Genomic DNA, 26,603 nt, shown 5'->3' on the forward strand with positions numbered 1-26,603 from the left:
AGCACCGCATTTCACGCCGTCCCCATCGTCGCGGACGCGCTGACACCCCTTGACCCGCAGACCTCCCCGACGCGTTGCCACGCGCCGCCTTTCGTTATGTCTGCGCAGGTCACCGTGGTGCCCGGCGCCGATTCCGGACCCCTTGAGCCCGCCCAGAAGGACGTACACCCATGGCCGCCTCCTCCGAAGTCCCCGCAGCTGCCACGCCTCGCCGCAAGGCCGGACGCCACCGCGGTGAGGGCCAATGGGCCGTTGGCCACTTCACGCCGCTCAACGGCAATGAGCAGTTCAAGAAGGATGACGACGGTCTCAATGTGCGGACACGCATTGAGACGATCTACTCCAAGGCCGGTTTCGACTCGATCGACCCCAACGACCTGCGCGGGCGGATGCGTTGGTGGGGCCTGTACACCCAGCGCAAGCCCGGGATCGACGGCGGCAAGACCGCGATCCTGGAGCCGGAGGAGCTGGACGACAAGTACTTCATGCTGCGGGTCCGCATCGACGGCGGACGGCTGACCACCGACCAGCTGCGGGTGATCGGCGAGATCTCGCAGGAGTTCGCCCGCGGCACCGCGGACATCACCGACCGGCAGAACGTCCAGTACCACTGGATCCGTATCGAGGACGTCCCGGAGATCTGGCAGCGGCTGGAGGCGGTCGGCCTGTCCACCACCGAGGCGTGCGGTGACACTCCGCGCGTGATCCTCGGCTCCCCGGTCGCCGGTATCGCCGAGAACGAGATCATCGACGGCACGCCGGTCATCGAGGAGATCCAGCGCCGGATCATCGGCAACCCGGAGTTCTCCAACCTGCCGCGCAAGTTCAAGTCCGCGGTCTCCGGTTCGCCCCTGCTCGACGTCGCGCACGAGATCAACGACATCTCCTTCGTCGGTGTCGAACACCCCGAGCACGGCCCCGGCTTCGACGTGTGGGTCGGCGGCGGGCTCTCCACCAACCCCAAGCTCGGCGTCCGGCTGGGCGCCTGGGTCCCCCGTGACGAGGCCGCCGACGTCTACGAAGGCGTCATCTCGATCTTCCGCGACTACGGCTACCGCAGGCTGCGCACCCGCGCCCGGCTGAAGTTCCTGGTCGCCGACTGGGGCCCGGAGAAGTTCCGTCAGGTGCTGGAGGACGAGTACCTCCACCGCAAGCTCACCGACGGCCCCGCGCCGGCCCAGCCCGACCAGCGGTGGCGCGACCACGTCGGCGTGCACAAGCAGAACGACGGCCGCTACTACGTGGGCTTCGCCCCGCGCGTGGGCCGGGTGGACGGCGCCACCCTCACCAAGATCGCCGAACTGGCGGCGGTGCACGGCTCGGGCCGGCTGCGCACCACGGCCGAGCAGAAAATGATCGTGCTGGACATCGACGAGTCGCAGGTGAACTCGCTGGTCTCCGGGCTGGAGGCGCTCGACCTCCGGGTCCAGCCGTCCCCGTTCCGGCGCGGCACGATGGCCTGCACCGGCATCGAGTTCTGCAAGCTGGCGATCGTCGAGACGAAGGGCCGCGGTGCCTCGCTGATCGACGAGCTGGAGCGCCGGCTGCCGGAGTTCGACGAGCCGGTCACCATCAACATCAATGGCTGCCCGAACGCCTGCGCCCGTATCCAGGTCGCGGACATCGGCCTCAAGGGCCAGCTGGTCCTGGACGACGACGGCAACCAGGTCGAGGGCTACCAGGTGCACCTGGGCGGCGCGCTGGGTCTGGAGGCCGGTTTCGGCCGCAAGGTCCGCGGTCTGAAGGTCACGGCCGATGAACTCCCGGACTACGTCGAGCGGGTGCTGCGCAACTTCGACGCCCAGCGCGAGGAGGGCGAGCGGTTCGCCACCTGGGCGGCGCGTGCGGAAGAGGGTGCGCTGAAGTGAGTGAGCGTGCGGCGCCGTTCTACTGCCCGTACTGCGGGGACGAGGACCTGCGGCCCTCTGAAGAGGGCCACGGTGCCTGGGAATGCCGGTCCTGCAGCCGGGCGTTCCGGCTGAAGTTCCTGGGCCTGCTGGCGCCGGGCAGCACCGGCCGGCCCCCTTCCGCTTCCGACGGAGGTACCTCGTGACCACCGCTACCGATCTTCCGCAACTGGCCGAGCAGGCGGGCCGCGACCTGGAGGACGCGCCCGCCCTGGAGATCCTCACGTGGGCCGCCGAGACCTTCGGCCCGCGCTTCTGCGTCACCTCCTCGATGGAGGACGCGGTCGTCGCGCATCTGGCCTCGCGGACGTTTCCCGGCGTGGACGTGGTCTTCCTGGACACCGGCTACCACTTCCCGGAGACCCTCGGGACCCGCGATGCGGTGGCCGAGGTGATGGACGTCAACGTCATCACCCTGACGCCCCGTCAAACCGTCGCCGAGCAGGACGCCGAGCACGGCCCGGAGCTGCACGACCGCAACCCCGACCTGTGCTGCGCGCTGCGGAAGGTCAAGCCCCTCGAAGAGGGCCTGGCCCGGTACGACGCCTGGGCGACGGGGCTGCGCCGGGACGAGTCGCCGACCCGGGCGAACACCCCGGTCGTCGGCTGGGACCCGAAGCGGCAGAAGGTGAAGGTCTCGCCGATCGCCCGCTGGACGCAGGCCGATGTGGACGCGTACGTGGACGGGCACGGGGTGCTCACCAACCCGCTGCTGATGGACGGCTACGCCTCCGTCGGCTGCGCGCCCTGCACCCGCCGGGTGCTGGAGGGCGAGGACGCCAGGGCCGGCCGCTGGGCCGGCAGCAACAAGACCGAGTGCGGGCTGCACGGATGACCGAGCATCAGGAGATATCCATGACGGGCGCCACGATCTGGCTGACCGGTCTGCCGAGCGCGGGCAAGACGACCCTCGCGCACGAGCTGGCCGGCCGGCTGCGCGGCGAGGGCCACCGGGTCGAGGTGCTCGACGGCGACGAGATCCGCGAGTTCCTGTCCGCGGGCCTGGGTTTCAGCCGCGAGGACCGGCACACCAACGTCCAGCGCATCGGCTTCGTGGCCGAACTGCTGGCGAGCAACGGCGTCAAGGCGCTGGTGCCGGTGATCGCGCCGTACGCGGACAGCCGCGAGACGGTGCGCAAGCGCCACCAGACCGAGGGCACCCCCTACCTGGAGGTGCATGTGGCCACGCCCGTCGAGGTGTGCTCCGAGCGGGATGTGAAGGGCCTGTACGCCAAGCAGGCGGCGGGCGAGATCTCCGGGCTCACCGGCGTGGACGACCCGTACGAGGCTCCCGAGTCGCCCGATCTGCGCCTGGAGTCGCACACCCAGACCGTGCAGGAGTCCGCGGCGGCGCTGCACACGCTGCTCACCGAGAGGGGACTGGCATGACCGCCACCGCTGCCGTGACCGAGGACCTCGACAACCCCTACGCGCTGTCGCACCTGGACGCCCTGGAGTCCGAGGCGGTGCACATCTTCCGTGAGGTGGCGGGCGAGTTCGAGCGGCCGGTGATCCTGTTCTCCGGTGGCAAGGACTCCATCGTCATGCTGCACCTCGCGCTGAAGGCGTTCGCCCCGGCCGCGGTGCCGTTCTCGCTGCTGCACGTCGACACCGGGCACAACTTCCCCGAGGTGCTCGACTACCGCGACCGCACAGTGGAGCGGCACGGTCTGCGGCTGCATGTCGCCTCCGTGCAGGACTTCATCGACCGTGGTGAGCTGCGCGAGCGCCCCGACGGGACCCGTAACCCCCTGCAGACCGTCCCGCTGCTGGACGCCATCGACAAGGGCCGCTTCGACGCGGTCTTCGGCGGCGGGCGCCGGGACGAGGAGAAGGCGCGCGCCAAGGAGCGGGTGTTCTCGCTGCGCGACGAGTTCGGCGGCTGGGACCCGCGCCGCCAGCGCCCCGAGCTGTGGCAGCTCTACAACGGCAAGCACTCCCCCGGTGAGCATGTCCGGGTCTTCCCGCTGTCCAACTGGACCGAGCTGGACGTGTGGCAGTACATAGCCCGCGAGAAGATCGAACTGCCCGCCATCTACTACGCCCACGAGCGCGAGGTCTTCGCCCGCAACGGCATGTGGCTGGCGCCCGGTGAGTGGGGCGGCCCCAAGGACGGCGAGAGCCTGGAGACCCGGCAGGTGCGCTACCGCACCGTCGGCGACATGTCCTGCACCGGCGCCGTCGACTCCGACGCGGACACCATCGAGGCCGTGATCACGGAGATCGCCGCGTCCCGGCTCACCGAACGGGGCGCAACGAGGGCCGACGACAAGATGTCCGAGGCCGCCATGGAGGACCGCAAGCGCGAGGGGTACTTCTAACCATGAGCACGACCACGAGCGCGATCGACGCCGTTGACGCGGGTGCCACCTCGCTGCTGCGTTTCGCCACCGCCGGATCCGTCGACGACGGCAAGTCGACCCTGGTGGGCCGGCTGCTGCACGACTCCAAGTCGGTGCTCGCCGACCAGCTGGAGGCCGTCGAGCACGCCTCCCGCAACCGCGGGCAGGAGGCGCCCGACCTGGCGCTGCTGACCGACGGGCTGCGCGCCGAGCGCGAGCAGGGCATCACCATCGATGTCGCCTACCGCTACTTCGCCACCCCGCGGCGCCGCTTCATCCTGGCGGACACCCCCGGGCATGTGCAGTACACCCGCAACATGGTCACCGGCGCCTCCACCGCCGAGCTGGCCGTGGTGCTGGTCGACGCCCGCAACGGCGTCGTCGAGCAGACCCGCCGGCACGCCGCGGTCGCCGCCCTGCTGCGGGTCCCGCATGTCGTCCTGGCCGTCAACAAGATGGACCTGGTCGACTATGCCGAGCCCGTCTTCGCCGCCATCGCCGAGGAGTTCACGACGTACGCGGCCTCGCTGGGCGTCCCGGAGATCACCGCGATCCCGATCTCGGCGCTGGCCGGCGACAACGTCGTGTCCCCGTCCGCCCACATGGACTGGTACGGCGGCCCGACCGTGCTGGAGCACCTGGAGACCGTGGCCGTCGTCGCCGACCCCTCGGACGACCCCGGCCGCTTCCCGGTCCAGTACGTGATCCGTCCGCAGACCGCCGAACACCCCGACTACCGCGGCTACGCGGGCCAGATCGCCTCCGGTGTGCTGCGCGTCGGCGACGCCGTCACCGTGCTGCCCTCGGGCCGTACGAGCACCATCGAGGCGATCGACGCGCTCGGCCAGGCCGTGGACGTTGCCTGGGCACCGCAGTCGGTGACCGTCCGGCTCGCCGATGACCTGGACATCTCGCGCGGCGACCTGATCGCCCCGACGGCCACCGCGCCGGGCGTCTCACAGGACATCGAGGCGACCGTCTGCCATGTGGCGGACCGTCCGCTGACCGTCGGCCAGCGCGTGCTGCTCAAGCACACCACCCGCACGGTCAAGGCGATCGTCAAGGACATCCCGTCCCGGCTGACCCTCGACGACCTCTCCCAGCACCCGGCGCCCGGTGAGCTGGCCGCCAATGACATCGGGCGGATCGTCCTGCGCACGGCCGAGCCGCTGGCGCTGGACGCCTACGCCGACTCCCGCCGCACCGGCTCCTTCCTGCTGATCGACCCGGCGGACGGGACGACGCTGACCGCGGGTATGGCGGGCACCGCCTTCGCGGAGGCCGCCGAAGAGGCCGCACCGTCCGCCGCGGCGGACGACGACGGATGGGACTTCTGAGCATGCTCCAGGACGTGTTCTCGACCTTCGCGAAGGAGGGCGGCCGCATCGGCAGCGGCGCCCTGGGCAGCGGGCAGGGCGGAGTCGGCCGATGTGTGCGCTGACGATGCCCGGCTCCGTATCCCCCACGCCCCCCTTCCGAAGATCCACACCTCCGCCGGGCGCGCCTTAGAGGGCGCGCACCGCCCGGCCCTCCGAGAGGAACTCCTCCCGTGTCTGCCGTTCGTCACCGCCTGCTGGCGGCCGCCGTCACCGTCCCGCTCCTGATAGGGGCGCTGGGCGCCTGCGGCTACGGCTCCGAGGCCAAGAAGGACACCGCGGCCGGTGTCGCCCCCAAGGGCGCCAAGACCGACGGGCTCGATCACCTGACGATCGGGTACTTCGGCAACACCACGCACGCGACCCCCCTGGTCGGCCTCCAGAACGGCCGGTTTCAGAAGGAACTGGGCGGCACCGAGGTGAAGTCCTCCGTGTTCAACGCGGGCCCCGCCGAGATCGAGGCGCTCAACTCGGGCGCCATCGACATCGGCTGGATCGGCCCCTCCCCCGCGATCAACGGCTACGCCAAGTCGCACGGCAAGAGCCTGAAGATCATCTCGGGCTCGGCCTCCGGCGGTGTCTCGCTGGTGGTCAACCCCAAGAAGGTCAAGGGCCTGGGCGACCTCAAGGGCAAGACCATCGCGACCCCGCAGCTGGGCAACACCCAGGACGTCGCGCTGCTCAACTACCTGGCCGGGAAGGGCTACAAGGTCGACGCCACCACCGGCAAGGGCGATGTCACCGTCCAGCGCACCGACAACAAGGTGACGCCCACGGTCTTCCAGCAGGGCGGTATCGACGGAGCCTGGGTGCCCGAGCCCACCGCTTCCAAGCTCGTCGCCGAGGGCGGCAGGACGATCCTGGACGAGAAGAAGCTGTGGAAGGACGGGAAGTTCGTCATCACGAACATGATCGTCTCGCAGAAGTTCCTCAAGGAGCACCCGAAGGCCGTCGAGGCGGTGCTGCGTGCCTCGGTGAAGACCAACGCCTGGATCCGCTCCCACCCGGCCGAGGCGAAGAAGACCCTCAACGACAAGCTCGCCTCCTCGGACGTCGCCGGCAAGGCACTGCCGCAGCAGGTCATCGACTCGGCGTTCAGGAACGTCGAGGTCACCGATGACCCGCTGGCCGCCACCCTCCAGCAGGAGGCCGACCACGCCGTCAAGGCGGGCCTGCTCAAGAAGCCCGACCTCAAGGGCATCTACGACCTCACCCTGCTGAACAAGGTGCTCAGGTCCCAGGGCAAGCCGCCGGTCGACAACGCCGGACTCGGCAGCAAGTAGCACCCGTCCGCAGCACCGCACTCCCCCAGGAGGTGACACCGATGACGACCACCACGCTCACCAAGCAGCAGCCCGCCACGGCGGACACGGGCACCACCGTGCCGTACGCGGCTCGCATCGACCATGTCTCGAAGTCGTTCGGCCGCACCGGCGCACAGCAGCATGTCCTGGACGACATCACCCTTGATGTGGCGCCCGGCGAATTCGTCTGCCTCCTGGGGGCATCGGGCTGCGGCAAGTCCACCCTCCTCAACCTCGTGGCCGGCCTCGACGCGCCGTCTGCCGGCGCCATCGAGACGCCGGGCGCCCGGCCGGCCCTGATGTTCCAGGAACATGCGCTGTTCCCGTGGCTGACCGCGGGCCGCAACATCGAACTGGCGCTGCGGCTGCGCGGGGTGCCGCGCGCGGAGCGCCGCGACGAGGCCGAGCGGCTGCTCGAACTCGTCCGGCTCAAGGGCGCCCACGGCAAGCGGGTGCACGAGCTGTCGGGCGGGATGCGCCAGCGGGTCGCGATGGCCCGGGCGCTCGCCCAGGACAGCCAACTGCTGCTGATGGACGAGCCGTTCGCGGCACTCGACGCGATCACCCGTGATGTGCTGCACGACGAGCTGACCCGTATCTGGCGCGAGACGAACCTCTCGGTCCTCTTCGTCACCCACAACGTCCGGGAGGCCGTGCGGCTCGCCGAGCGGGTGGTCCTGCTGTCCTCCCGTCCGGGGCGGATCGCCCACGAGTGGCGGGTGGACATCCCGCAGCCGCGCCGCATCGAGGACTCCGCGGTCGCCGACCTTTCCATCGAGATCACCGAACAGCTCCGTGGGGAGATCCGCCGCCATGGCCAGCACTGAGACCAAGGCCCCGGCCACCGCCGCCGGGGCCGGTGACACCGCCGGCGACATCGCCGGTCTGGAAGCCGGGCTCGACGCCCTGGAATCCAGGGTCGTCGACCGGCAGCCGTGGCTGCGCACCGCCACCTCGAAGGCGCTCCCTCCGCTGATCGCCATCGCGATCGTGCTCGCCCTGTGGCAGCTCGCCTACCACTTCGAGCTCAAGCCGCACTACCTGCTGCCGAGCCCCGTCGAGGTCGGCAACTCGCTGCAGCAGAAGTGGCTGGAGGGCACCCTGCTGAGCTTTGTGTGGACCAGCGTCTCCCGCGGCGCCCTCGGCTTTCTGGCCTCGGTGGCCATCGGCACGGTGCTCGGGCTGATCGTCGCCCGGGTCAAGGCCGTACGGGCCGCGATCGGGCCGATCCTGAGCGGGCTGCAGTCCCTGCCGTCGGTGGCCTGGGTCCCGGCCGCGATCATCTGGTTCGGGCTGAGCGACGCCACCATCTACACGGTGGTGCTGCTCGGCGCGGTCCCCTCCATCGCCAACGGACTGGTGGCCGGTGTCGACCAGATCTCCCCGCTCTACCTGCGGGCGGGCCGCACGATCGGTGCCACGGGCCTCGCCGGGGTACGGCATGTGCTGCTGCCGGCCGCGCTGCCGGGCTATATCGCCGGGCTCAAGCAGGGCTGGGCGTTCTCCTGGCGTTCCCTGATGGCCGCCGAACTCATCGTGAACGCGCCCGATCTGGGCACCGGTCTGGGCCAGCTGCTGGAGCAGGGCCGTGAGCTCCAGGACATGTCCTGGGTGCTGTCCGCGATCCTCCTCATCCTCATCGTCGGCATCGGCATCGAGCTGCTGATCTTCGCCCCCGTCGAACGCCGGGTGCTGCGCAGCCGCGGCCTCCTCGTGAAGAGCTGATCCATGGACACCCGCCCCACTCTTCTCGTCATCGCCCACGGCAGCCGTGACCCGAGGCACGCGGCGACCGTCGCCGCGCTCTGCGCGCGGGTGCGGGCGCTGCGGCCGGGGCTGCGGGTCGAGGTCGGCCATCTCGACTTCAACGCCCCCCGGGTGCCGCGGGTGCTGGAGCGCCTGTCGGCCGAAGGAGTACGGGACGTGGTGGCGCTGCCGCTGCTGCTGACCCGGGCCTTCCACGCCAAGTCCGACATCCCGGCGGTACTGCGGGAGGCGGCGGCCCGGCTGCCCCTGCTGACCATCCGCCAGGCCGACGTGCTGGGCCCGTCGTCCCTGCTGACCGCCGCGCTGGAGCGCCGGCTGGCGGAAGCCGGGCTGCGGCCCGGTGACCGTCGCTCGACCGGGGTCGTACTGGCCTCGGCGGGCTCCTCGGACCCGGAGGCGAGCGCAGTGATCGCTGAAATCGCGCGGGAGTGGTGGCACACCGCTGGCTGGTGTGCCGTGCGACCTGCGTTCGCCTCCGCATCTCTTCCCCGCACCGCGGACGCCGTACGGGCGCTGCGTGCCGAGGGCGTCCGCCGGGTGGCCGTCGCCCCGTACGTCATCGCCCCCGGGTTCCTCCCGGACCGGATCGCCGCCGGCGCCCGCGAGGCCCGCGCCGACCTGCTCGCCCCCGTTCTCGGCCCGGCGCCCGAGCTGGCCCGTCTGCTGCTGCGGCGCTACGACGGGGCGGTCCTGGCGCACGCCCGTGGGGACCTGGCGGCGCTGAGCGCCTGACAGGTCCCCGGGGTGCGGCGGTTCAGCGCGTGGTGCGCAGCCAGACCGTGGTCCACGGCGGCAGCTCGTCGCCGGTGACCGGTGCGGAGCTCAGCAGCAGCTCACCGGCCGGCAGCGGCCGGGGCCCGTCCGACAGGTTGGCCACGCACTCCCAGCCGCCCGAGCGGCGGAAGTGCAGAGTGCCCCGCTCGGTCGCCGATGAGTCGCCGGCCCATTCCAGCGCCTCGTCGGCCACCAGCCGGCGGCGGGTGGCCAGTGCCGTGCGGTAGAGCTCCAGGGGTGCGGACGCCACGCCCTGCTGTGCCTCGACGGACAGCGTGCCCCAGCCCGGGGGCTGCGGCAGCCAGGAGCCGCCGCTGCCGAATCCGTACGAGCTGCCCTCGCGCCGCCACGGCAGCGGCACCCGGCAGCCGTCCCGCCCCTTGAGCGCACCGCCGCTCCGGGTCCACACCGGGTCCTGCAGGCTGTCGCGGGTGAGGTCGGCGACTTCGGGCAGGCCCAGTTCCTCGCCCTGGTACACATAGGCCGAGCCGGGCAGCGCCAGCATCAGCAGGGTCGCGGCCAGCGCCCGGCGCAGGCCGAACTCCCGGTCCAGGGCGGGGTCCTGGCCGTCGGAGAGCAGCCAGGCCTCTTCGTCGCGGCCGTCCGGGAGGCCGTACCGGGAGGCATGCCGGATCACATCGTGGTTGGAGAGCACCCAGGTCGCGGTCGCCCCGGCCGCCCGCGCGTCGGCGAGCGCGGTGTCGATGGCGGCGCGCAGCTCCGCCGCGTCCAGCGAGGCCCTGAGGAAGTCGAAGTTGAAGGCCTGGCCGAGCTCCTGCGGCGTGGCATAGGCGGTGCGGCGGGAGCTGCGCACCCAGGCCTCGGCGACGGCGACCCGGGGCGGGTCGTACTCGTTGAAGACCTTGCGCCACTCCCGGAAGATGTCATGGACCTCGTCGCGGTCCCAGAACGGGTGGCTGCCGTCCTCGGGCAGGTCGCCCGGCGTGTAGCCCTCGACGGTGCCGATGTCGCGGAGCGGCGCGGCCAGATCCTTCGCCAGGCCGTGTGCCACATCGACCCGGAAGCCGTCGACGCCGCGGTCGGACCAGAAGCGCAGGGTGCGCCGGAAGTCCGCGCGGACCTCGGGGTTGTCCCAGTTGAAGTCGGGCTGCTCGGGGGCGAAGAGGTGGAGGTACCACCAGCCGTCGGGCAGCCGGGTCCAGGCGGGGCCGCCGAAGCAGGAGATCCAGTCGGTGGGCGGCAGTTCACCGTGTTCACCCTTGCCCTCGCGGAAGACATAGCGCTCCCGTGCGGCGGACCCGGGCCCGGCGCGCAGTGCTTCCTGGAACCACACGTGCTGGTGGGAAGAGTGGTTGGGCACGATGTCCACCATCACCTTGAGGCCCAGGCGGTGTGCCTCGGCGACCATGGCGTCGAAGTCGTCGAGGGTGCCCAGCCGGGGGTCGACATCGCGGTAGTCGGCGACGTCGTAGCCGCCGTCGGCCAGTTCCGAGGGGTAGAAGGGGCACAGCCAGACGGCGTCCACGCCCAGGCTCGCGAGGTAGGGCAGCCGGGAGGTCACCCCGGGGAGGTCACCGATGCCGTCGCCGTCGGAGTCGGCGAAGCTGCGCGGATACACCTGGTAGACGACGGCCTGGCGCCACCAGTCGGTGGTCTCGCGGGCGGGGTCGGGGTGCGGTGCGGTCACGTGGAGGCCTTTCGGGGCGGGAGCGGACGCATGGGGGCACCTCCCAGCAGTAGCTGGGGGAAGGGTGCGGCGCGGTGCGGCGCCGGGTCGGGTGCGGCGGGGTAGCCGGCCCGGGGGCCGGGGTCATCCCTTCACCGCCCCTGAGGTCATGCCCGAGACGATCGAGCGGCGGAAGATCATGACCAGCACGCCGATCGGCACGGTGGCGGCCACGGCCCCCGCGAAGAGCGTCCCGTAGGGGACCGTGTACTGGCTGGTGAACAGGGCGATGCCGACCGGAACGGTGCGGTGGCCGTCCTCGCTGTTGAAGGTCAGCGCCAGCAGGAACTCCGCCCAGGTCGCGGTGAAGGTGAAGATGCCCGCGGTGAACAGTCCCGGCCGGGCCAGCGGCGCGATGACGGTCAGGACGGTGCGCAGCGGGCCGGCGCCGTCGACGGTGGCCGCCTCCTCCAGTTCACGGGGGATACCGACCAGGTAGTTCCGCATGATCCAGATGGCGAACGGCAGATTGAGCGCGACATAGGGCACGATCAGGCCCGCGTAGCTGTTGAGCAGCCCCAGTTGGCGCTCCAGCAGGAACAGCGGAACGACCAGCGCGATCGGCGGGAAGACGGACAGCATCAGCAGCGCGGTCATGATGGCGCCGCCGCCGCGCAGCGGGGTGCGGGCCAGGGCGTACCCCGCGAAGAAGGACAGCCCGAGCACGGCAGCCGTGGAAATCGAGGCCACCAGCACGCTGTTGAGCAGATAGCGGCCGATGCCGTTGCGGACGAAGGCCTCCGCGTAGTTGCCGAGCGTCGCCGCTTCCGGTACCAGGCTGGGCGGGGCGGCGCTGATCTCGCCCGGTCCCTTGAAGGACGAGGCGATCATCCAGTACAGCGGCAGGGTCGACAGCACGACGATCGCCAGACCGCCGAGGTTGACGGCGTTGAGGTACCGGCGGATGCCGGAGGCCGGTGCACGGCGGTTCATGCCCGCCCTCCTTCGTCGGCCTGCGTCTTGAAGACCCGCAGGAAGAGCAGACAGCAACTGATCACGATGACGGCGGTGGTGGTGGCCACCGCGGCGCCCCGGCCGATGTCGAGGTTCTGGAAGAGCGTTTTGTAGCCGAGCATCGCCAGGGATTCGGTGGCGGTGCCCGGTCCGCCCTGGGTCAGCACGAACGGCAGGTCGAAGATGCCGAAGGCCTGCAGGATGCGGAAGAGGACGGCGATGGCCATGATCGGCCGCAGCTGCGGCAGGGTCACCTTCCAGAACGTCGTCCAGGCGCCGGCGCCGTCGATCTCCGCCGCCTCGTAGACATCACCGGGAATCAGCATCAGCCCGGCAAGGACGACAATCGCGACAAAGGGTGTGGTCTTCCAGACATCGACCACCACCATGGCCCCCATAGCGGAGGCGGGCTGCCCGAGAATATCCGGCTGACGGCCGAGGATCTGCTCGAAGAGCCAGGTCAGCCCACCGTAGGTCCCATTGAAGAGGTAGCCCCACAACTGGGCGGCGACGACATTGATCAGGGCCCAGGGCAGCAGCAGAACCGCCAGCACCCAGCCGCGGGCGGCCCCCAGCCGTTCCAGTACGAGCGCCGCCGCGGTGCCGAGCACCAGCTCCAGCAGGACGGTGACGGCGGTGAAGCCAAAGGTGAAGACGAGCGCGTAACGCCATTCCGGGCTGCTCAGCACGGCGGCGTAATGGTCGCCCGTCAGGGACAGCAGACGGAACCCGCCGTATTCCAGGCGGACATCGGCGAAGCTGAGCAGCAGCGAGAAGAGCACCGGGAACACCGTCACGGCAGCGATGACGAGCAGCGCCGGCGAGGCGAAGAACCAGCCGGTGCGGGCCCGTCGGCGCCGGCTCACCCGGGCCGGGGCGCCACCGCGCGGTACGGGTCCGGCCGGCGGCCCGGCCGGCTGCGGGGCCGCGCCCTTCGAGACGGTCGCGGAGGAGGTCATGGCATTCACAGCGCTCTGCCCTCCAGCGCGGCCCGGATGTCGGCGCGGGCCGCGCGCACGGCCCGGGCGGGCGTGACCCGGCCGCCGATCACGGCGTTGGCCTGGGTGTAGAGCGCCTTGCTGACCTGGGGGTAGTACGGGGTCTGCACCGGCCGGGCGACCAGCTGCAGTTCATGTGCCCGGGTGAGCGTCGGATCACCGACCCGGCGGGCCTCCGGCCGGGTCAGTACCTCTTCGAGTGCCGGAATCACCCCGGCGTGCTTCAACAGGATCATCTGCGCCTCCTCTCCGGCGCAGAAGCGGGCGAAGGCGACCGCGGCCCCGAGGTGATGAGAGTTGGGATTGACGAAATTGCTCCAGCCGCCGGCGCAGCTCACCCCGCGCGGACCGTCGCCGGCGAAGCCGGGGCGGGGGACGACACCGACCCGGCCGGCCACCTTGGAGAGCGACCGGTTGGCCGCGTTGCCCCAGGCGTAGGACCAGTTGCGCAGAAAGACACCGCGGCCGCCGACGAACGCGTCCTGGGAGTCCGCTTCCGCGTAGGTGGTGACCGTGCGGGGCGTGACACCGGTCTCGGTGAACTCCCGCATCAGTGCGAAGGCCCGCTCCGCGCCCGGTCCGTTCAGCGCCACACGGCCCGCCTCGTCCAGTACGGGAGCCTCGGCGTCGGCCAGGAACTCGGCGACATTGCAGGTCAGCGACTCCGATACGGAGCCCTGCCAGAGGAATCCGTAGGCGGCGTCCCCGGCCCGTTGGATCCTGCGGGCGGTGCGCAGCAGCTCCTCCCAGGTGCGGGGCACCGGCAGGCCGTGCTTGGCCAGCAGGTCCTTCCGATAGAAGAGGAAGGCGTTGTCGGTGTAGAAGGGCAGCGCATACACGGCTCCGCGGTACTCGCTGACCCGTCGCAGGGCCGCCGGATAGTCCGCCCAGAAGTCCTTGGGCAGCAGCTTCTGCACCGGCAGGGCAAGGGAGTTGGCGCCGAACTGGGCCGGCCAGGTGGTGTCGCCCAGGTAGACATCGGGGGCGGGTGAGGCCCCCGCGAGCTGGGTGGTGACCGCGGCGCGGTTGCCGTCGGTGGAACTGAGGGCGTTCGACTTCCGGACATGCAGGTGCGGATGGCGGCGCTCGAAGGCGCGGATGATCAGGTCGGCCACCACCGGACCGTTCCGGGAGGGGATTTCGGACACCCACCAGACGAGGGTGGCCGGGGTACGCGGGACGTGGGCTGCCTGGGTCAGCAGGGTGTCCAAGGGCTTGCCCGCGCAACCGCTGGTGAGCCCCGCTCCGGCGGCGAGACCGCCCGCGAGCAGAGTTCTGCGGCTCAAGGCCATGAGTGCTCCTCACGTCTTGGCTGCCTTCGATGACAGCGCTTGCAGGCTAGAAGTGCCCTAGTCGCCAGGTCAACGGTTCGTGAACAACAGATTCCGCTTCGAATTCTGCTGGCAACGCTGTCATCGCCTATTTGTGCTAGCGTCCCGGCATGTCCTCAGCTCAGAGCGAGGCCACGATGGCCGATGTGGCCCATCGGGCGGGGGTTTCGGTATCCACGGTTTCGCGCACACTGCGCGGACTGTCGACGGTCTCGGACACCACACGCGCCCGTGTGGAGGCGGCGGCCCGCGAGCTCTCGTTCGCGATCACCCGCAGCGCCTCCAGTCTCGTGACCGGCCGCACCGGACGGGTCGCCGTACTCACCCCGCACCTGGAGTCGTGGTTCCTGAGCGCGGCGCTGGCCGGTATGGCGCCCGCGCTGCGCGAGGCGGGTCTCGACCTGCTGGTCTACAGCGTGGCCGATGTGCGCGAACGCGCCGATTTCTTCGACCGGTTGCCCGCCCGCCGCAACGCCGATGCCCTGCTCGTGGTGAGCTTCGCCCTCTCCCCCGCCGAGCGTGCCCGCCTCGACGACCTGGGCATGCCCCTCGTCTTCGTCAGCCAGCACGCCCCGGGGCGCCCCAGCGTCTACGTGGACGACGCGGACGCCGCGCTGCGGGGCACCCGCCATCTGATCAACCTCGGGCACCGGCGGATCGCTTTTCTCCAGACGTCCGACAAGACCGGCTTCGCCTGGAGCAGCAAGAACCGGCTCGCCGGGCATCTGCAGGCCCTTGGCGAGGCGGGTCTGGAGCGGGACGACGCGCTCATCATGAGCGTGCCGGGCTGGAAGGGCAGCGGGATGGGCGCGGCGGTGGGCCGGCTGCTGAGCCTCCAGGACCCGCCGACCGCACTGTTCGCCGAGACCGACGATTTCGCGTTCCGTCTGCTGGCGGCGCTGCGGGAGGCCAACGTCCCGGTCCCCGGGCGGGTTTCGGTCATGGGCTTCGACGACCATGTCATGGCCGGGGTGCTGGGTCTGACGACGCTGGCCCAGCCCGCCGCCGAGATAGGGCGCACCGCCGTACGCCTGGCCCGGTCCGTGATCGACGACTCCGACGGCGCCCACCAGCGCCATATCGTCCTGCCGACCGAACTCGTCCCCCGCGGCAGCACCGCGCCGCCGCCTCCGCCGGCGAGTTAGTCAGTTCGTTGGGAGCAGGCGGTCGTTGGTTCGGGCGTGCCGTCAACTGACGTGCAGGGAGCGCGACCCCAGGAGTACGGCGAGCAGCGCGAGCAGCGCGAGCAGCGCGTAACGGCGCGTAACGGCGGAAGGGCGGAAGGGCGGAAGGGCCGGGAGATCTCCTGCCTGCGCGGGCGGACGGGCTGACCCAGCAGAGCCGAGCCGCCGCGGGTGTTGAGCAGTGCCACATAACCGACGCCGAGCGCCCCGAAAGCCGCCGGGGGCCAGCTGGTCGCCGGAAGACCAGCCCTGGACCGTCCCCCGGACCGTGCCGGAAGCGTGCACCCGGCGAAAACACCTCGTGGCGGACCGGCCCGGCGCCCCGCACGGCGGGAAGCTGACCTAACTGACCCAACTGACCTAACTGACCTTGCTGACCACCCCTGACCCTTCACCGGCAGCCGCCCGTCGACTGTCATAGGACCGCACCTCTCCGATGCACCAGAGACGTTCTGGGGGAACTGATGCTGGACAAGAGTTACGTGGTGCCCTGGGGGAAGCGGGGCAGCCTGTCGACCGACGCCGAGGCTGCCGTACTGGCCGAGCTGGTCCACGAGAGCACACCGCTGCCGACGGGTGCCCGGCGCGAACGGTTCGAGCGCTCCTTCGCCGAGTCGGTCGGCAGCCGGCACGCGATCTCGGTGAACAGCGGAGCGGTCGCCCTGCACATGGCGATCCGGATGCTCGACCTGGCCCCCGGCGACGAGGTGATCGCCACCCCGCAGACCCACCGGACCACCGTCCAGCCGCTGCTCGACTACGACGTACAGGTCCGGTTCTGCGACGTCGACCCCACGACCCTCAACCTCGACCCGGCCGCGCTGGAGGCGCTGATCACCCCGCGCACCAGGGCCCTGCTGCTGGTGCACTACGGCGGCTGCCCCGCCGAGATGGACACGGTCATGGCACTGGCCCGGCGCCACGGCTTCCTGGTGCTGGAGGACTGCATGCATGCGCTGGGCGCCCGCTACCGCGGCCGGAGCCCCGGCTCCCTGGCGGACATCGCCACCTTCAGCCTCCGGAACGCCAAGGCCGGCACCATGCTCGGCGAGGGTGGTCTGATCACCTGCGACCGGGACGACTGGGCGGAGCGTCTGCGCCGGCTGCGCGCCCACGACAGGGACACCCGGACCGCGCGGCCCCGGCCGGACCGGGCGACGGAGCCGGCCGTGCCGCCGGGGGCCTCATACGCCACACCCCTCCAGCGCGGCTGCGTACGGCGGCCCGGCAGTGACGCGACGATGCCGGAGGCGGTCGCGGCCCTCGGACAGGCCCAGCTCGCCGGGGTCGAGGCCGCCGGGGCGAAACGGCGCGCGCTCGCCGGGCGGCTGGACGAGGTGCTCACCCGCTACCCGTTCCTCACCCCGCAGTCGGCGCCCGCGCACCACACACACGCCTACCACCTCTACACCTGCTTCGCCGGCCACCAGGAGCTGCGCGACCGGCTCGTCCTGGCCCTGGACCGCAGGGGGGTGGAGATCCAGCTGCGGTACTTCCCCCAGCATCTGCTGCCGCAATGGCGCCACCGCGGGCATCTGCGCGGCGAGTGCCCGGTCGCCGAACGCAGTTGGTTCGAGCAGCACCTGAACCTCCCCTGCCACGCCCTGCTGACGCCCTCTCAACAGGACTACCTCATCGAGGCGTTGGACGGATCGCTGGCGGAGCTGAACGGCGGGGCGCCGGCCCCGGCGGGGGTGCCCGCGACGGTCTGCGGACAGAGCTGAGGTGTGCTCCGCCGGGGACGGACGGGCACGAGGCCGAGGACGAGGGTGAGGACAAGGACGAGGACGCCGCCCTTGTCATGGACGGAGCCCCTGTCATGGACGCCGCCCCTGTCATGGACGCCGCCCTTGTCATGGACGGCGGCCGCCACATGGCGGCCGAAACCCCGGCGTGCGAGGGCGCACCCCGCCGTCCGTCGAAGTCATCGCCCGGGAGCTCACCCGCCAGGGCAACTCCGCCGTATGCCAGGGAAGATGGTCCTCCGCGCACCTGCCCGCGCCGGCGCCCCGACCCCGGGCGAGCGGTCCGCGGGCCGCTTCGCCCAGGAAGGCCCGAGGAACGGCATGACGGACAACGCTCAGCAGCTCCACACCTCGACCCGTGCCCAGGACGGCACCGTCCTGGCCTATCAACGGCACGGCTCCGGACGCCCTTTGGTGCTCCTCGCGGGGCAGGCGAACAACCACCACTGGTGGGACGGTGTGCGCGAGGACTTCCACGCCACACACAGCACGGTCACCATGGACTACCGCGGCACCGGAGCAAGCGGCAAACCCGGCGGGCACTACTCCACCCAGCTCTTCGCCGGCGACTTGCTCGCGGTCCTGGACGACCTGGAGGTCGAGCGGGCCGATGTGTACGGGACCTCCATGGGCGGCCGCGTCGCCCAGTGGCTCGCCGCCCGCCACCCGGACCGGGTCCGCCACCTCGTCCTGGGGTGCACCTCACCCGGCGGACCGCATGCACAGGAGCGGGACGCCTCGGTACGGCGCGCCCTGGCCCAGGCCGATCCGACGGCGTCGCGGCAGGCCCTCCTCGACCTGATGTACTCCCCTGCCTGGCTGGCGGATCATCCCGGCCCGTACACCACGCTCGGTGACGCCGGGATGCCCCCGCAGGCCCGCCGGGGTCACCTGGTGGCCAGCAACGAACACGACGCCTGGGACGCGCTCCCCCGGATCAGTGCCCCCACGCTGGTGCTGCACGGCGATCAGGACCGGCTCACGCCCGCGGCCAACGCCTCGCTGCTCGCTGCCCGTATCCCCCGGGCCCGGATGCACCTCTTCACGGGCGCCCGCCACGCCTACTTCCAGGAGTGCCGCCCCCAGGCCGGCCGCCTGGTCAGGGCTTTCCTGACCGGCCCGCAGGACCTTCCGCTCCCGGAGGCCGGACACAGCTGACCGCGCCGGTCACCGAACACCCGCTGCCGCCGCCGGGCCGCCGCCTTCGCCGAAATGCTCCCTCGCCAGGAGGATTCGAAGCGGCCCGGCCCCGGCACCACTCGGAACTCCCCTCGACAAGCGGCGTCGTCGAAGAACAGGAAAGACATCGGCTACCGATCGGGGCGCGGTTCCTGCCGGCCCACCCCCATGGGGTCCCGGTGCTGTGCGAGCAAGCGCGTACGGAAAAGGTCGAGCACCTCGTCCAGCGCCGCGCGGGTCGGCTCGCCCGGTGCGTCGATGAGGTGCCCGGTCAGTACGGCGTGCGGCGACGGCACCGCTTCGGGATTCGCGGCGGAGTCGTCCAGTTCCACGGCGGTGAAGGCATCGCCGAGTTCACGCCGCAGAAAGGCGAACCGGTCGCCCGGTACCAGCCGGTCCCCGCGGAACCGGAGCCCGATGACCCGAAGGCCCTCGCGCTCGCAGCGCCCCCGGACGGTGGCGAGGTCCGCGGCGGAAATATCGATGCCACCGGCCCGGCTCTTGGTGAGGGCCAGCGGCAGGGACGGCTGGGACAGGACGGGGGCGAGAAGGCGCTCGTCGGCGGCCATGGCCAGGGCGAAGCCACCGGTGAGACACATACCGACAGCCCCGACGCCGGGACCGCCACAGCGCTGGTGCTCGTGCGCGGCCAGGGCCCGCAGCCAGGTCACCACGGGGGAGGACTTCCCGGTGGCCAGCACGGTGAACTCCCGGCTCACGCACACCTTCCCCATGGAGGACGCCATATAGATTCCGGCCTTCAGCCGGCCGACGTTCGCGGGATCGGCATCGCGGCCGGGCGTACCGAAGAGCACCGGGAGCACTGCGGTGCAGCCGAGGTCCGCCACACGTTCCGCGAACTCCAGCACCTTGGGCGTGATCCCCGGTATTTCCGCCAGCACGATCACGGCGGGCCCCGTGCCACGCCGCAGTATCCGGCGGGTGGTGCCGTCGTGGCTGAAGGTGCCACGGTCGAAACCCGTCAGGTCATGATCTGCCATGGATACCACCGTTTTGGTCGGTCGCTGCGCGGGGCTGGTCGGTGCTGCTCTCCGGCCGGGGCACCTCGCCCACGTCCGGCGCCGCTCCAGCGCGAGACTACCCAGCGGATGCCTTGCGTCGCGCCCCCATCCGCTCACCGCCCGCTGCCAACTGGGCTGCGGGCGACGGCCATACGGACTTCCTCTTCGGATTCGGATGGGTTCGGTACGGACCGGGGTGCCGCCGATCCCGAACGCCGGCACCGCGATTCCGGCGACGGCATAGCCACGGCAGATCCGGTACAGGAGGGCGGCGATCCCGGCGCCACGTCCCCCCTCGTCCTCGCCGCCGGACGCCGCCGGACGCCGCCCGCCGCCCGCCGCCCGCCATGCGTAGTGGGGGAACAGCGAGGCGGCCACGGCGACGGTCCGAGGACGAGGATCGCCGCGGCCGGTGCGGTGTCGCGTTCCCCGTTCCGGGAGCCGGGAGCCGGGAGCCGGGAGCCGGGCCGAGTATTGCCTACGCGGCTCGCCAGACGGTGCCGCGGCGTTCGTACTCCAGCACCTCTTCGGCCAGGAGAGCGGCGCGCGAGCCGTAGTGGCGCTCGACGAGCCACAGGGCAAGATCGATCCCGGAGGTGACACCCCCGCAGGTGACCAGGTCGCCATCGTCGACCACCCGGCCGGCAACCACCTTCCCGCCCGCAGCCGCCAGATCCTTCTTGGCGATGTGGTGCGTGGTGCAGGGCCGTCCCCCGGTGACGCCGGCGGCGGAGAGCAGCAGCGTCCCGGTGCACACCCCCGCCAGGGTCAGACCGGGCCGGCGCGCGGCGGCCAGCGCCTTGGGCAGGGTGCCGAGCGCGATCTGCTTGCTCACTCCCGCCCCCTCCCCGTAGCCGCCTCCGGGCACCACGATCAGGTCAGCGGAGTGCGGCGACCACGGTGCCCGGATCACGATCTCCATGCCGGACGACGTCGTCACCGTCCCCGGGCCGCCGGCGGTGACGAAGGTCTGCTTGACCTGGTGCGAATCCTGGATGCCGAAGACCTCCACCGGGCCGGCGAAGTCCTGCTCCTCCACTCCGTCGTAGAGCACCGTGTGCACCCGCAGCGGCCCGCGCCGTGGCTCAGCGGGTGACGCCGGGCCGGTCGCGACCGCCCCGATGCCGAGGCCGGCCGTGGCGACCACGCCGGAGCGAAGAAGGTTCCGTCTGCGCATATCGTGCTCCAGAAAGTTCTTGGTGAAGGTGCTTGGCAAAGGTGCTTGGCGAAGATGCTTGGCGAAGTTGCTTGCGGAAAGCGATGTGACGCCAAGTCTGTTCACGCCGACGGCCGTCGACCAGTGGCATGACTGCCCATGGTCCGTAAGATCCGGCCACCTTCCGGCGGCTTCGGAGCCGGCGCCCTTGCCACGCGGGGCCGGGACCGCGCCGGGCGCAGACCGTCGCCCTCAGCCCTTGAACGTCGCGCGGTAGGAGGTGGGGGTGGTGCCGACATGCCGGGAGAAGTGGTGCCGGAGCGTTTCGGCCGACCCGAACCCTGCCGCCCGAGCGATCCCGTCGATGGTGAGGTCAGTGGTCTCCAGCAGCTCTCTCGCCCGCTGCAGACGCCGGTTGAGCAGCCATTGCAGCGGCGTGGTCCCCATCTGTGCGCGAAACCGCCGGGACAGGCTGCGGCTGCTCATGGCGGCCCGGCGGGCGATGTCCGCGACGGTCAGCGGCTGGTCGAGGTTCTCCTGCATCCACTGCAGGGTCGGCCCGAGGTGGTCGGTGTGGCCGAGGGGGTCGCGGTGGTCGATGAACTGCGCCTGGCCGCCGGCTCGCTGTGGCGCCATGACGATCATGCGGGCGGTACGGGCCGCCGCGGCCGCTCCCAGGTCCCGGCGCACCATGTGCAGGCACAGATCAAGCCCCGCGGCGACGCCTGCGGAGGTCAGGATCTGACCGTTGTCGACGAACAGGACCGAGGGGTCCACCTCCACGTCCGGGAAGCTCTGCGCCAGCTGGTCGGCGAACATCCAGTGTGTGGTCGCCCGGCGCCCGTCGAGCAGGCCGGCCTTCGCGAGTACGAAGGCCCCGGTGCAGATCGACGCCACGCGTCCGCCCCGGGCGGCCACCTCGCGTATCAGCCGCATGGTTCGCGCCGACGGCTCCCGGTCCGGGGGGATACCGGGCACGATCACCGTGTCGGCGTCGCGGACGTCGTCCAGTCCGTACGGCGAGGAGATCCGGAAGGACAGCTGCTCGCCGGCGGTCGCGGTGACCGCCCGCCCGGCGCACACCCGCAACTCGTAAGCCGGGGTGCCGTCCGGGCCGTGCGCCATGGCGAACACCTGGCAGGGGATGGTCAGATCGAAGGCCGCCACGTCCTCGAGGGCCAGGATGGCAACTATGTGCATGTGTCCGTAGCTTAGAGTCTGTGGCGAAGTTGGATCTCAAGTGGATCTTGAGTCATGCATCTGACGAACGGCCAGTGGGCGCTGCCCGACGGCCCGGCCTCGCGCCTCTCACCGCGACAGAAGCACGGCGGCTGCTGGCCACCGCCCTCCCCAGGACCGCGCGCGAAACCGGCCTCGTCGGCGATCTGCCGAGCCGGACAGCGACGGCGACGGCGACGGCGACGACATCAGGCCGATCGCACGCCGTTGTCACCACCACCGCCGGACCGGCCCCGTCGGCTCCCGTCGGGCGCGGCCCAAGCACTCCTCGCCGCTGGCGGGGTGGTGACATGCTGTGCCGTTTGGTGGCACGCTCGACTGCCGACTTGCAGCGCGTGATGGACCGAATGGTGGGATTCGATGGCATCGTGCGGGCCTCGACGGCGATCACGTTGGAGAATCCGGTGCCGCTCCGGATCACTCCACCGGTGCGCCAGGCGTCGTGGCAGGCGCCGCATGGACCGCTGACCGCTGGAGAACCGGCCTTGAGGGAGGGACCGAGAAGTGATCTTCTGGGAGTACCTGGGCACCCGCTGCCAGCAGCAACAGGTACGGACGGCCGTCGCGGGCGCGGGCGCCCTGCTGCTCGCGGCCGCAGGGCTGAGCGGCTGCGGACTGACCAGCGGCAGTCCGCTGGCCGACTCGGTGCAGCCCGGCTCCATCGGGAAGGGGCGGCCGCTGGAGGGCGCCCAACTGACCGTGACCTCAAAGGAGTTCACCGAGCAGATCATCCTGGGTCAGATCATGGGGCTGGTCTTCAAAGCGGCCGGCGCGGAAGTCCTGGACCGGACGAACATCCAGGGCTCGATCGGCGCCCGCGAGGCGGTCAAGTCCGGTGCGGCGGACGGGATGTACGAGTACACCGGCACGGCCTGGATCACCTACCTCGGTCACACCAAGCGGGTCGTCGACCCGCACGAGCAGTGGGAGGCCGTACGCGAGGAGGACCGCCGCAACGGCATCACCTGGCTGCCCCCCGCCCCGCTCAACAACACCTACGCGCTGGTCGCGAACCAGGCGAATGCGCAGAAGTACCGGCTGCGCACACTCTCCGACGTGGCACGTCTGACGAAGAAAGACCCGGGCGCGGCGACGATCTGCGGCGGAAGCGAGTTCTCGGTGCGCGAGGACGGCCTGCCGGGCGTGGCGAAGACGTACGGATTCGCCCTCCGGCGCGGGAACTTCAAAAAGATGGACGACGGCGTCGTCTACACCCAGGTCGCCGAGGGCGCGGCCTGCGCCCTCGGCGTGGCGGCCACCACCGACGGCCGCATCCCCGAACTCAAGCTGAAGGTGCTGGAGGACGACCGGCACTTCTTCCCCAACTACAACGCGGCACCCGAGATGAACAGCGCCACATTGAGGAAGTACCCCGCCATCACCGACCTCCTCACCCCGATCACCAAGCGGCTGACGGGGGCGGAGGCCCAGCGGCTGAACGCGCGGGTGGACGTGGACGGGGAGGACCCGCACGAGGTGGCGAAGGACTGGCTGGTGCGGGAGGGTTTCATCCGGGAAGGCTGACAGACGGATTCGCACGAGCGTCCGACGAGCAGGAGGAGAGCGCCCTGCCGCTCGCGTAGACGCTGCCGTCCGGAGGGCGGGGACACCATGATCCGAACGACGCCCCCTAGTCCAGGGCCTTGCGGACGGCGGTCAGGATGGCTTCGGGGTCGGCGCCCAGAGCGCGGGCGGCCGCGGTGAAGTCGTCGGCCAGCTTGTCGAGTTGGGCCGGATCCGGGTGTTTCCGTGCGGGCGGGGGCGCCGCGACCCGGGTGCCTGCGCCACGGCGGGTGCGGATCAGCTTGGCGGTCTCCAGCTCACGGTAGGCGCGGGCCACGGTGCCCGGTGCCAGTCCCAGGTCGATGGCGAGCTGACGCACGGTCGGCAGGCGTTCGTCCTCGGCCAGTCGGCCGGTGGCGATCAGCGCGGCGAGCTGGGCGCGGACCTGCTCGTACGGCGGTGTCGGGCTGGTGGTGTCGACGCGGACGGCGAGTGCGGTCATCGTCGGGCCGCCCGGGGCACCACCACGGTGCACAGGGACCAGGCCAGGGTGAACAGGGCCGGCAGGCCCAGGGCGTAGACCGCCGAGGAGGTGACGGCGCCCATCATGTCGGCGCAGTTCCGCTGTGCCAGCCAGGTGGCGATCATCGAAACGACGAGCAACAGCTGGGTCGAGACCAGCACCCCCCCCAGGCTGCGATGATCGCCCATGAGCGGTCGCGGCGCTGCTGGTCGCCGCCCGCACGACGGGCGACACGGCGCAGGGCCCAGGCGCAGGCGACTGTGCCGAGGGCGAGAGAGCCGAGGATCTGGCGGCCGTGGAGGATGCCGGGCCAGAGGATGACAGGTGGCTCGTTCCCGTCACAGCCGTACGTCATCACCCCGAGCGCCCGGTCCATGGCTTCTTGGGTGGCCGTGGCGTCCCCGATGCCCACCAGCGCGACGAGGAGCAGCGCCTGGAGGAGAAGGAGAGAGGTGAGACGGAGCGGCACATGGTCTCGGACCCGGCGCGGAGTGAGGCTGGCGGTGCGTACCGCGTCCCGGGGGCGGGGAGTGAGGGTGTCGCCGAGCAGGACGCCGCCCACCGCGCACAGGCCGAAAGCGGTGACGAAGCTGACCAGGGGCACGCCGGCGTCGAAGCTCCTGAGGGGGTAGTGGGTGAGGTCTATGGTGGCCCACAGCGGTGCGGCCACGACGCCCACGGCCAGACCGGCCCAGCGGGCGAATCGCTCTCCCGGACCGCCGCCGGTCAGGCCGTCGGCCCCTCCCCCCTGCGGACCAGCCGCCAGGCCTCGGTGAACAGCTCGGGGAGCGTGCCCGGGAGCAGCTCGAAGGTGCTCACCTCGCTTCCGTCGGCGCTCAACTGCGCGCCGATCAGGGGCGCTTTCCAGGACTCCATCGGCGGCAGCGGCTTCTTGGCGTGCGCCCACGGGCCAGGCAGGAAATGCCTGCGTCCCGCACGGGCCCGGCGGTCCTCCACCACCAGGCCGCGCGCCACCAGCTCCGCCGCGGCCGCCTTGTGGCGGGCCGGGGCCCAGGCGTTCCAGCGCCGCACGTTGCGGTCCGACGGCACGGGGAGCAGCAGGATCTGGAGGTAGAGGGCGGCGGCGTCCTCGGGCAGGTCGAGGGTGGCGGCGACATCGGCGACCAGGTCGGGGGCGCAGGCGCGCGGGTCGGACTCGTAGCGGCCCGGGGGCAGGTCATCGCCGGTGATGCGGGCCATGACGCGGTCGCAGGTGCCGTCCGCCAGCCAGTCCCAGCGCCGGCTCCCCCGGTTGCCGCGGATCAGGCCCGAGTGGAGGACCCGGGCCGGTGAGTCGCGGCCGGCCAGCACCTTGCGCAGGTGGCGGACGACCTCCGGCGCCCCGGTGCGTACAGGGTCCCCGGCGGGCAGGTCCGCGTACGCCCACGGCAGGCCGGCGAAGACGGCGTCCACGACGGTCTCGGAGTCGCGGTCGCCCATGACGTCCCACGCGGTGGGCAGGTGGCGGTGCTCGGACGGGCAGGGCCAGAGCCGCAGGTAGCAGCTCGGCGGCAGGGACGCGGTCGCCGGGTCGAGGAACAGGTGGCACAGGTGGGTCGCCGGCATCCGGGTCTCCAGGGCGACCGCGGCCTGCCAGGTGCTCCACGGCGCGTGCGGGCGGGCGCCGTGCTGATCTGCCCAGGCCGCGGCGGTGCGCTCCGCGACGCGGGCGAGGCCGCCCGGCCGCCACAGGTCCTCGGGGTCCGCGGGCAGCACGCCGGCGAGCAGGGCGAGCCGTTCCTCCTTGTGCAGCATCGACAACTCTTGGCGCGCCGCTTCGAGTTCGCGGGTCTTGAATCCGAGCACGGCGCGCTCGTGCTCGTCGAGGTAGGGCGGGTGGTAGCCGCCCTCGCCGGGGTTGCCGGCCAGGGCGAGGGCAGCAGCGGGGCGGCTCAGGCCGGTCGCCTCGCTCAGGGCGAGGACCGCGTCCACGTCCCAGGCGACCGGCCCGCGCTCCCATACGAGCTCCACCAGGCGCAGCAGCTGCTCCGGGGTGCCCCAGCCGCGCGGGCAGTCCACGACGTAGAGCGGTTCTTCGGGGCGCGGGGCGGTCTCGCCGCCGGGGAGCACGGCCTCGAAGTAGCGCGTCTCGCGCGCGGCCGGCAGGTGCAGGCCGAAGGAGGCGCCCTGGTGGTCGCGGACGGTGAACGAGGTCGTTCCGGCGAGCCGGCCGAGGCGGAAGTGGTAGGCCGGGTCGGCGAACGGCGTCCGCGCCCACATCTCCAGAAAGTCGAGCAGCACCTCGCGGCGCTCCGGCCTGGTCGCCGGGGCGGCCGCGCGCAGCGCAAGTGCGCCCGTGCGCCCTATGAACTCCGTCCAGCTGCCCGCCGCGGGCGGGCGGACCTCGGGTTCGCCGGGCTCGGGCGCCCAACTTCCCTCGATGTAGCGGCCGATGCTCCGGATGTCGTCGAAGGAGTCCTCGTTCCAGCATCCCGGGGCCTCAACGAGACCCTGCAGGGCGAGGGATGCGGCGAACCTGCTCCATCTGCGGGAGGTGCGGGGTGCGGCCATGTCGCGCTCGTTCATGCATCCGATCATGACGGACGGCACTGACAACGGGGTGCGCCGTCCCACGGGCCGCTGCGCCCCGCCGCTTCGCGCCGAAAATCTCG

The 26,603-nt window shown here is 71.5% G+C and carries 25 protein-coding genes and 1 pseudogene; 15 read left to right on the forward strand and 11 right to left on the reverse strand.

Annotation, left to right across the window (positions count from 1 at the left end; translation table 11 throughout):
- Nucleotides 1-170: 170 nt before the first annotated feature.
- The 10 genes from AB0C46_RS10440 (at nt 171) to AB0C46_RS10485 (ending at nt 9,428) form a co-directional block, all read left to right on the forward strand.
- The gene (locus AB0C46_RS10440; RefSeq protein ID WP_362827311.1) at nt 171-1,868 is read left to right on the forward strand and encodes a nitrite/sulfite reductase; all 1,698 of its coding nucleotides are present in this window, start codon (nt 171-173) and stop codon (nt 1,866-1,868) included.
- Nucleotides 1,865-2,053 carry a hypothetical protein gene (locus tag AB0C46_RS10445; protein ID WP_362827313.1) on the forward strand — a complete coding sequence of 63 codons (189 nt, stop codon included), beginning with the start codon at nt 1,865-1,867 and terminating at the stop codon, nt 2,051-2,053. Before AB0C46_RS10440 ends, AB0C46_RS10445 begins: the two co-directional genes overlap by 4 nt.
- Nucleotides 2,050-2,742, forward strand: coding sequence for a phosphoadenylyl-sulfate reductase (locus tag AB0C46_RS10450; protein WP_362827315.1), 693 nt, complete (start codon nt 2,050-2,052; stop codon nt 2,740-2,742). The genes AB0C46_RS10445 and AB0C46_RS10450 overlap by 4 nt, the downstream gene beginning before the upstream one ends.
- Nucleotides 2,743-2,762: 20 nt before the next feature.
- Nucleotides 2,763-3,296, forward strand: coding sequence for an adenylyl-sulfate kinase (cysC, locus tag AB0C46_RS10455; protein WP_362827316.1), 534 nt, complete (start codon nt 2,763-2,765; stop codon nt 3,294-3,296).
- Complete coding sequence (gene cysD, locus AB0C46_RS10460; RefSeq protein WP_362827317.1) at nt 3,293-4,228, forward strand: sulfate adenylyltransferase subunit CysD; 936 nt, start codon at nt 3,293-3,295, stop codon at nt 4,226-4,228. Before cysC ends, cysD begins: the two co-directional genes overlap by 4 nt.
- Nucleotides 4,229-4,230: 2 nt before the next feature.
- Complete coding sequence (locus tag AB0C46_RS10465) at nt 4,231-5,586, forward strand: GTP-binding protein (RefSeq protein WP_362827318.1); 1,356 nt, start codon at nt 4,231-4,233, stop codon at nt 5,584-5,586.
- Between the two features lie 212 nt (nt 5,587-5,798).
- Nucleotides 5,799-6,908 (forward strand): aliphatic sulfonate ABC transporter substrate-binding protein, encoded by a 1,110-nt coding sequence (locus AB0C46_RS10470; RefSeq protein ID WP_362827319.1) that lies wholly within the window; start codon nt 5,799-5,801, stop codon nt 6,906-6,908.
- A gap of 41 nt (nt 6,909-6,949) precedes the next feature.
- The gene (locus AB0C46_RS10475) at nt 6,950-7,756 is read left to right on the forward strand and encodes an ABC transporter ATP-binding protein (protein ID WP_362827321.1); all 807 of its coding nucleotides are present in this window, start codon (nt 6,950-6,952) and stop codon (nt 7,754-7,756) included.
- Nucleotides 7,743-8,654, forward strand: coding sequence for an ABC transporter permease (locus AB0C46_RS10480; protein WP_362827322.1), 912 nt, complete (start codon nt 7,743-7,745; stop codon nt 8,652-8,654). Before AB0C46_RS10475 ends, AB0C46_RS10480 begins: the two co-directional genes overlap by 14 nt.
- A 3-nt stretch (nt 8,655-8,657) precedes the next feature.
- Entirely contained in the window at nt 8,658-9,428 is a 771-nt protein-coding gene (locus AB0C46_RS10485; protein ID WP_362827324.1) for a sirohydrochlorin chelatase, read from the forward strand.
- 22 nt (nt 9,429-9,450) lie between these two features.
- On the opposite strand, the gene AB0C46_RS10490 is transcribed toward AB0C46_RS10485, so the two are convergent.
- The 4 genes from AB0C46_RS10490 to AB0C46_RS10505 all read right to left on the reverse strand — a co-directional run bounded on the left by AB0C46_RS10490 (nt 9,451) and on the right by AB0C46_RS10505 (nt 14,401).
- Entirely contained in the window at nt 9,451-11,118 is a 1,668-nt protein-coding gene (locus AB0C46_RS10490) for a glycoside hydrolase family 13 protein (protein WP_362827325.1), read from the reverse strand.
- 123 nt (nt 11,119-11,241) lie between these two features.
- Nucleotides 11,242-12,090 carry a carbohydrate ABC transporter permease gene (locus AB0C46_RS10495; protein WP_362827326.1) on the reverse strand — a complete coding sequence of 283 codons (849 nt, stop codon included), beginning with the start codon at nt 12,088-12,090 and terminating at the stop codon, nt 11,242-11,244.
- The gene (locus tag AB0C46_RS10500) at nt 12,087-13,070 is read right to left on the reverse strand and encodes a sugar ABC transporter permease (RefSeq protein WP_362827449.1); all 984 of its coding nucleotides are present in this window, start codon (nt 13,068-13,070) and stop codon (nt 12,087-12,089) included. Before AB0C46_RS10500 ends, AB0C46_RS10495 begins: the two co-directional genes overlap by 4 nt.
- Before the next feature lie 5 nt (nt 13,071-13,075).
- A complete protein-coding gene (locus tag AB0C46_RS10505; RefSeq protein WP_362827328.1) occupies nt 13,076-14,401 on the reverse strand; it encodes an extracellular solute-binding protein in 1,326 nt (441 codons plus the stop codon).
- A gap of 149 nt (nt 14,402-14,550) precedes the next feature.
- Between AB0C46_RS10505 and AB0C46_RS10510 the strand changes: the two genes are divergently transcribed.
- From AB0C46_RS10510 to AB0C46_RS10520, 3 genes are all read left to right on the forward strand, one after another.
- Complete coding sequence (locus tag AB0C46_RS10510; protein ID WP_362827330.1) at nt 14,551-15,585, forward strand: LacI family DNA-binding transcriptional regulator; 1,035 nt, start codon at nt 14,551-14,553, stop codon at nt 15,583-15,585.
- Nucleotides 15,586-16,088: 503 nt separating this feature from the next.
- Nucleotides 16,089-17,348 (forward strand): DegT/DnrJ/EryC1/StrS family aminotransferase, encoded by a 1,260-nt coding sequence (locus AB0C46_RS10515; protein WP_362827331.1) that lies wholly within the window; start codon nt 16,089-16,091, stop codon nt 17,346-17,348.
- A 342-nt stretch (nt 17,349-17,690) separates the two neighbouring features.
- Nucleotides 17,691-18,527: an alpha/beta fold hydrolase gene (locus AB0C46_RS10520; RefSeq protein WP_362827333.1), complete on the forward strand. Its 837-nt coding sequence runs from the start codon at nt 17,691-17,693 to the stop codon at nt 18,525-18,527.
- Nucleotides 18,528-18,679: 152 nt separating this feature from the next.
- On the opposite strand, the gene AB0C46_RS10525 is transcribed toward AB0C46_RS10520, so the two are convergent.
- The 3 genes from AB0C46_RS10525 to AB0C46_RS10535 all read right to left on the reverse strand — a co-directional run bounded on the left by AB0C46_RS10525 (nt 18,680) and on the right by AB0C46_RS10535 (nt 21,926).
- Nucleotides 18,680-19,549, reverse strand: coding sequence for a dienelactone hydrolase family protein (locus tag AB0C46_RS10525; RefSeq protein WP_362827334.1), 870 nt, complete (start codon nt 19,547-19,549; stop codon nt 18,680-18,682).
- Nucleotides 19,550-20,048: 499 nt separating this feature from the next.
- Nucleotides 20,049-20,747 (reverse strand): DJ-1/PfpI family protein, encoded by a 699-nt coding sequence (locus AB0C46_RS10530; protein WP_362827336.1) that lies wholly within the window; start codon nt 20,745-20,747, stop codon nt 20,049-20,051.
- 231 nt (nt 20,748-20,978) lie between these two features.
- Nucleotides 20,979-21,926 (reverse strand): helix-turn-helix domain-containing protein, encoded by a 948-nt coding sequence (locus tag AB0C46_RS10535; RefSeq protein WP_362827338.1) that lies wholly within the window; start codon nt 21,924-21,926, stop codon nt 20,979-20,981.
- Nucleotides 21,927-22,249: 323 nt separating this feature from the next.
- Between AB0C46_RS10535 and AB0C46_RS10540 the strand changes: the two are divergent.
- Both AB0C46_RS10540 and AB0C46_RS10545 read left to right on the forward strand, forming a co-directional pair.
- Nucleotides 22,250-22,408 (forward strand): annotated as a pseudogene (locus AB0C46_RS10540) (Lrp/AsnC family transcriptional regulator); the annotation flags it as partial.
- 79 nt (nt 22,409-22,487) lie between these two features.
- Nucleotides 22,488-23,489 (forward strand): glycine betaine ABC transporter substrate-binding protein, encoded by a 1,002-nt coding sequence (locus AB0C46_RS10545; RefSeq protein WP_362827451.1) that lies wholly within the window; start codon nt 22,488-22,490, stop codon nt 23,487-23,489.
- 106 nt (nt 23,490-23,595) lie between these two features.
- On the opposite strand, the gene AB0C46_RS10550 is transcribed toward AB0C46_RS10545, so the two are convergent.
- From AB0C46_RS10550 to AB0C46_RS10565, 4 genes are read right to left on the reverse strand one after another with little or no spacing between them, the layout of a single operon-like run.
- The gene (locus AB0C46_RS10550) at nt 23,596-23,970 is read right to left on the reverse strand and encodes a GntR family transcriptional regulator (RefSeq protein ID WP_362827340.1); all 375 of its coding nucleotides are present in this window, start codon (nt 23,968-23,970) and stop codon (nt 23,596-23,598) included.
- Nucleotides 23,967-24,152 (reverse strand): hypothetical protein, encoded by a 186-nt coding sequence (locus AB0C46_RS10555; protein WP_362827341.1) that lies wholly within the window; start codon nt 24,150-24,152, stop codon nt 23,967-23,969. Before AB0C46_RS10555 ends, AB0C46_RS10550 begins: the two co-directional genes overlap by 4 nt.
- Nucleotides 24,113-24,661 (reverse strand): hypothetical protein, encoded by a 549-nt coding sequence (locus AB0C46_RS10560; RefSeq protein ID WP_362827343.1) that lies wholly within the window; start codon nt 24,659-24,661, stop codon nt 24,113-24,115. Before AB0C46_RS10560 ends, AB0C46_RS10555 begins: the two co-directional genes overlap by 40 nt.
- Nucleotides 24,662-24,717: 56 nt before the next feature.
- Nucleotides 24,718-26,517: a hypothetical protein gene (locus AB0C46_RS10565; RefSeq protein WP_362827345.1), complete on the reverse strand. Its 1,800-nt coding sequence runs from the start codon at nt 26,515-26,517 to the stop codon at nt 24,718-24,720.
- Nucleotides 26,518-26,603: the final 86 nt, after the last annotated feature.

Source organism: Streptomyces sp. NPDC048637 (assembly GCF_040650675.1).
In the GTDB taxonomy this organism is placed as follows: Bacteria; Actinomycetota; Actinomycetes; order Streptomycetales; family Streptomycetaceae; genus Streptomyces.

Coding starts and splice junctions, on each gene's coding strand:
- AB0C46_RS10440 (WP_362827311.1), top strand. CDS start 171: ATGGCCGCCTCCTCCGAAGTCCCCGCAGCTGCCACGCCTCGCCGCAAG.
- cysC (WP_362827316.1), top strand. CDS start 2,763: ATGACGGGCGCCACGATCTGGCTGACCGGTCTGCCGAGCGCGGGCAAG.
- cysD (WP_362827317.1), top strand. CDS start 3,293: ATGACCGCCACCGCTGCCGTGACCGAGGACCTCGACAACCCCTACGCG.
- AB0C46_RS10465 (WP_362827318.1), top strand. CDS start 4,231: ATGAGCACGACCACGAGCGCGATCGACGCCGTTGACGCGGGTGCCACC.
- AB0C46_RS10475 (WP_362827321.1), top strand. CDS start 6,950: ATGACGACCACCACGCTCACCAAGCAGCAGCCCGCCACGGCGGACACG.
- AB0C46_RS10480 (WP_362827322.1), top strand. CDS start 7,743: ATGGCCAGCACTGAGACCAAGGCCCCGGCCACCGCCGCCGGGGCCGGT.
- AB0C46_RS10485 (WP_362827324.1), top strand. CDS start 8,658: ATGGACACCCGCCCCACTCTTCTCGTCATCGCCCACGGCAGCCGTGAC.
- AB0C46_RS10495 (WP_362827326.1), bottom strand. CDS start 12,090: ATGAACCGCCGTGCACCGGCCTCCGGCATCCGCCGGTACCTCAACGCC.
- AB0C46_RS10500 (WP_362827449.1), bottom strand. CDS start 13,070: ATGACCTCCTCCGCGACCGTCTCGAAGGGCGCGGCCCCGCAGCCGGCC.
- AB0C46_RS10505 (WP_362827328.1), bottom strand. CDS start 14,401: ATGGCCTTGAGCCGCAGAACTCTGCTCGCGGGCGGTCTCGCCGCCGGA.
- AB0C46_RS10510 (WP_362827330.1), top strand. CDS start 14,551: ATGTCCTCAGCTCAGAGCGAGGCCACGATGGCCGATGTGGCCCATCGG.
- AB0C46_RS10515 (WP_362827331.1), top strand. CDS start 16,089: ATGCTGGACAAGAGTTACGTGGTGCCCTGGGGGAAGCGGGGCAGCCTG.
- AB0C46_RS10520 (WP_362827333.1), top strand. CDS start 17,691: ATGACGGACAACGCTCAGCAGCTCCACACCTCGACCCGTGCCCAGGAC.
- AB0C46_RS10525 (WP_362827334.1), bottom strand. CDS start 19,549: ATGGCAGATCATGACCTGACGGGTTTCGACCGTGGCACCTTCAGCCAC.
- AB0C46_RS10530 (WP_362827336.1), bottom strand. CDS start 20,747: ATGCGCAGACGGAACCTTCTTCGCTCCGGCGTGGTCGCCACGGCCGGC.
- AB0C46_RS10535 (WP_362827338.1), bottom strand. CDS start 21,926: ATGCACATAGTTGCCATCCTGGCCCTCGAGGACGTGGCGGCCTTCGAT.
- AB0C46_RS10550 (WP_362827340.1), bottom strand. CDS start 23,970: ATGACCGCACTCGCCGTCCGCGTCGACACCACCAGCCCGACACCGCCG.
- AB0C46_RS10565 (WP_362827345.1), bottom strand. CDS start 26,517: ATGAACGAGCGCGACATGGCCGCACCCCGCACCTCCCGCAGATGGAGC.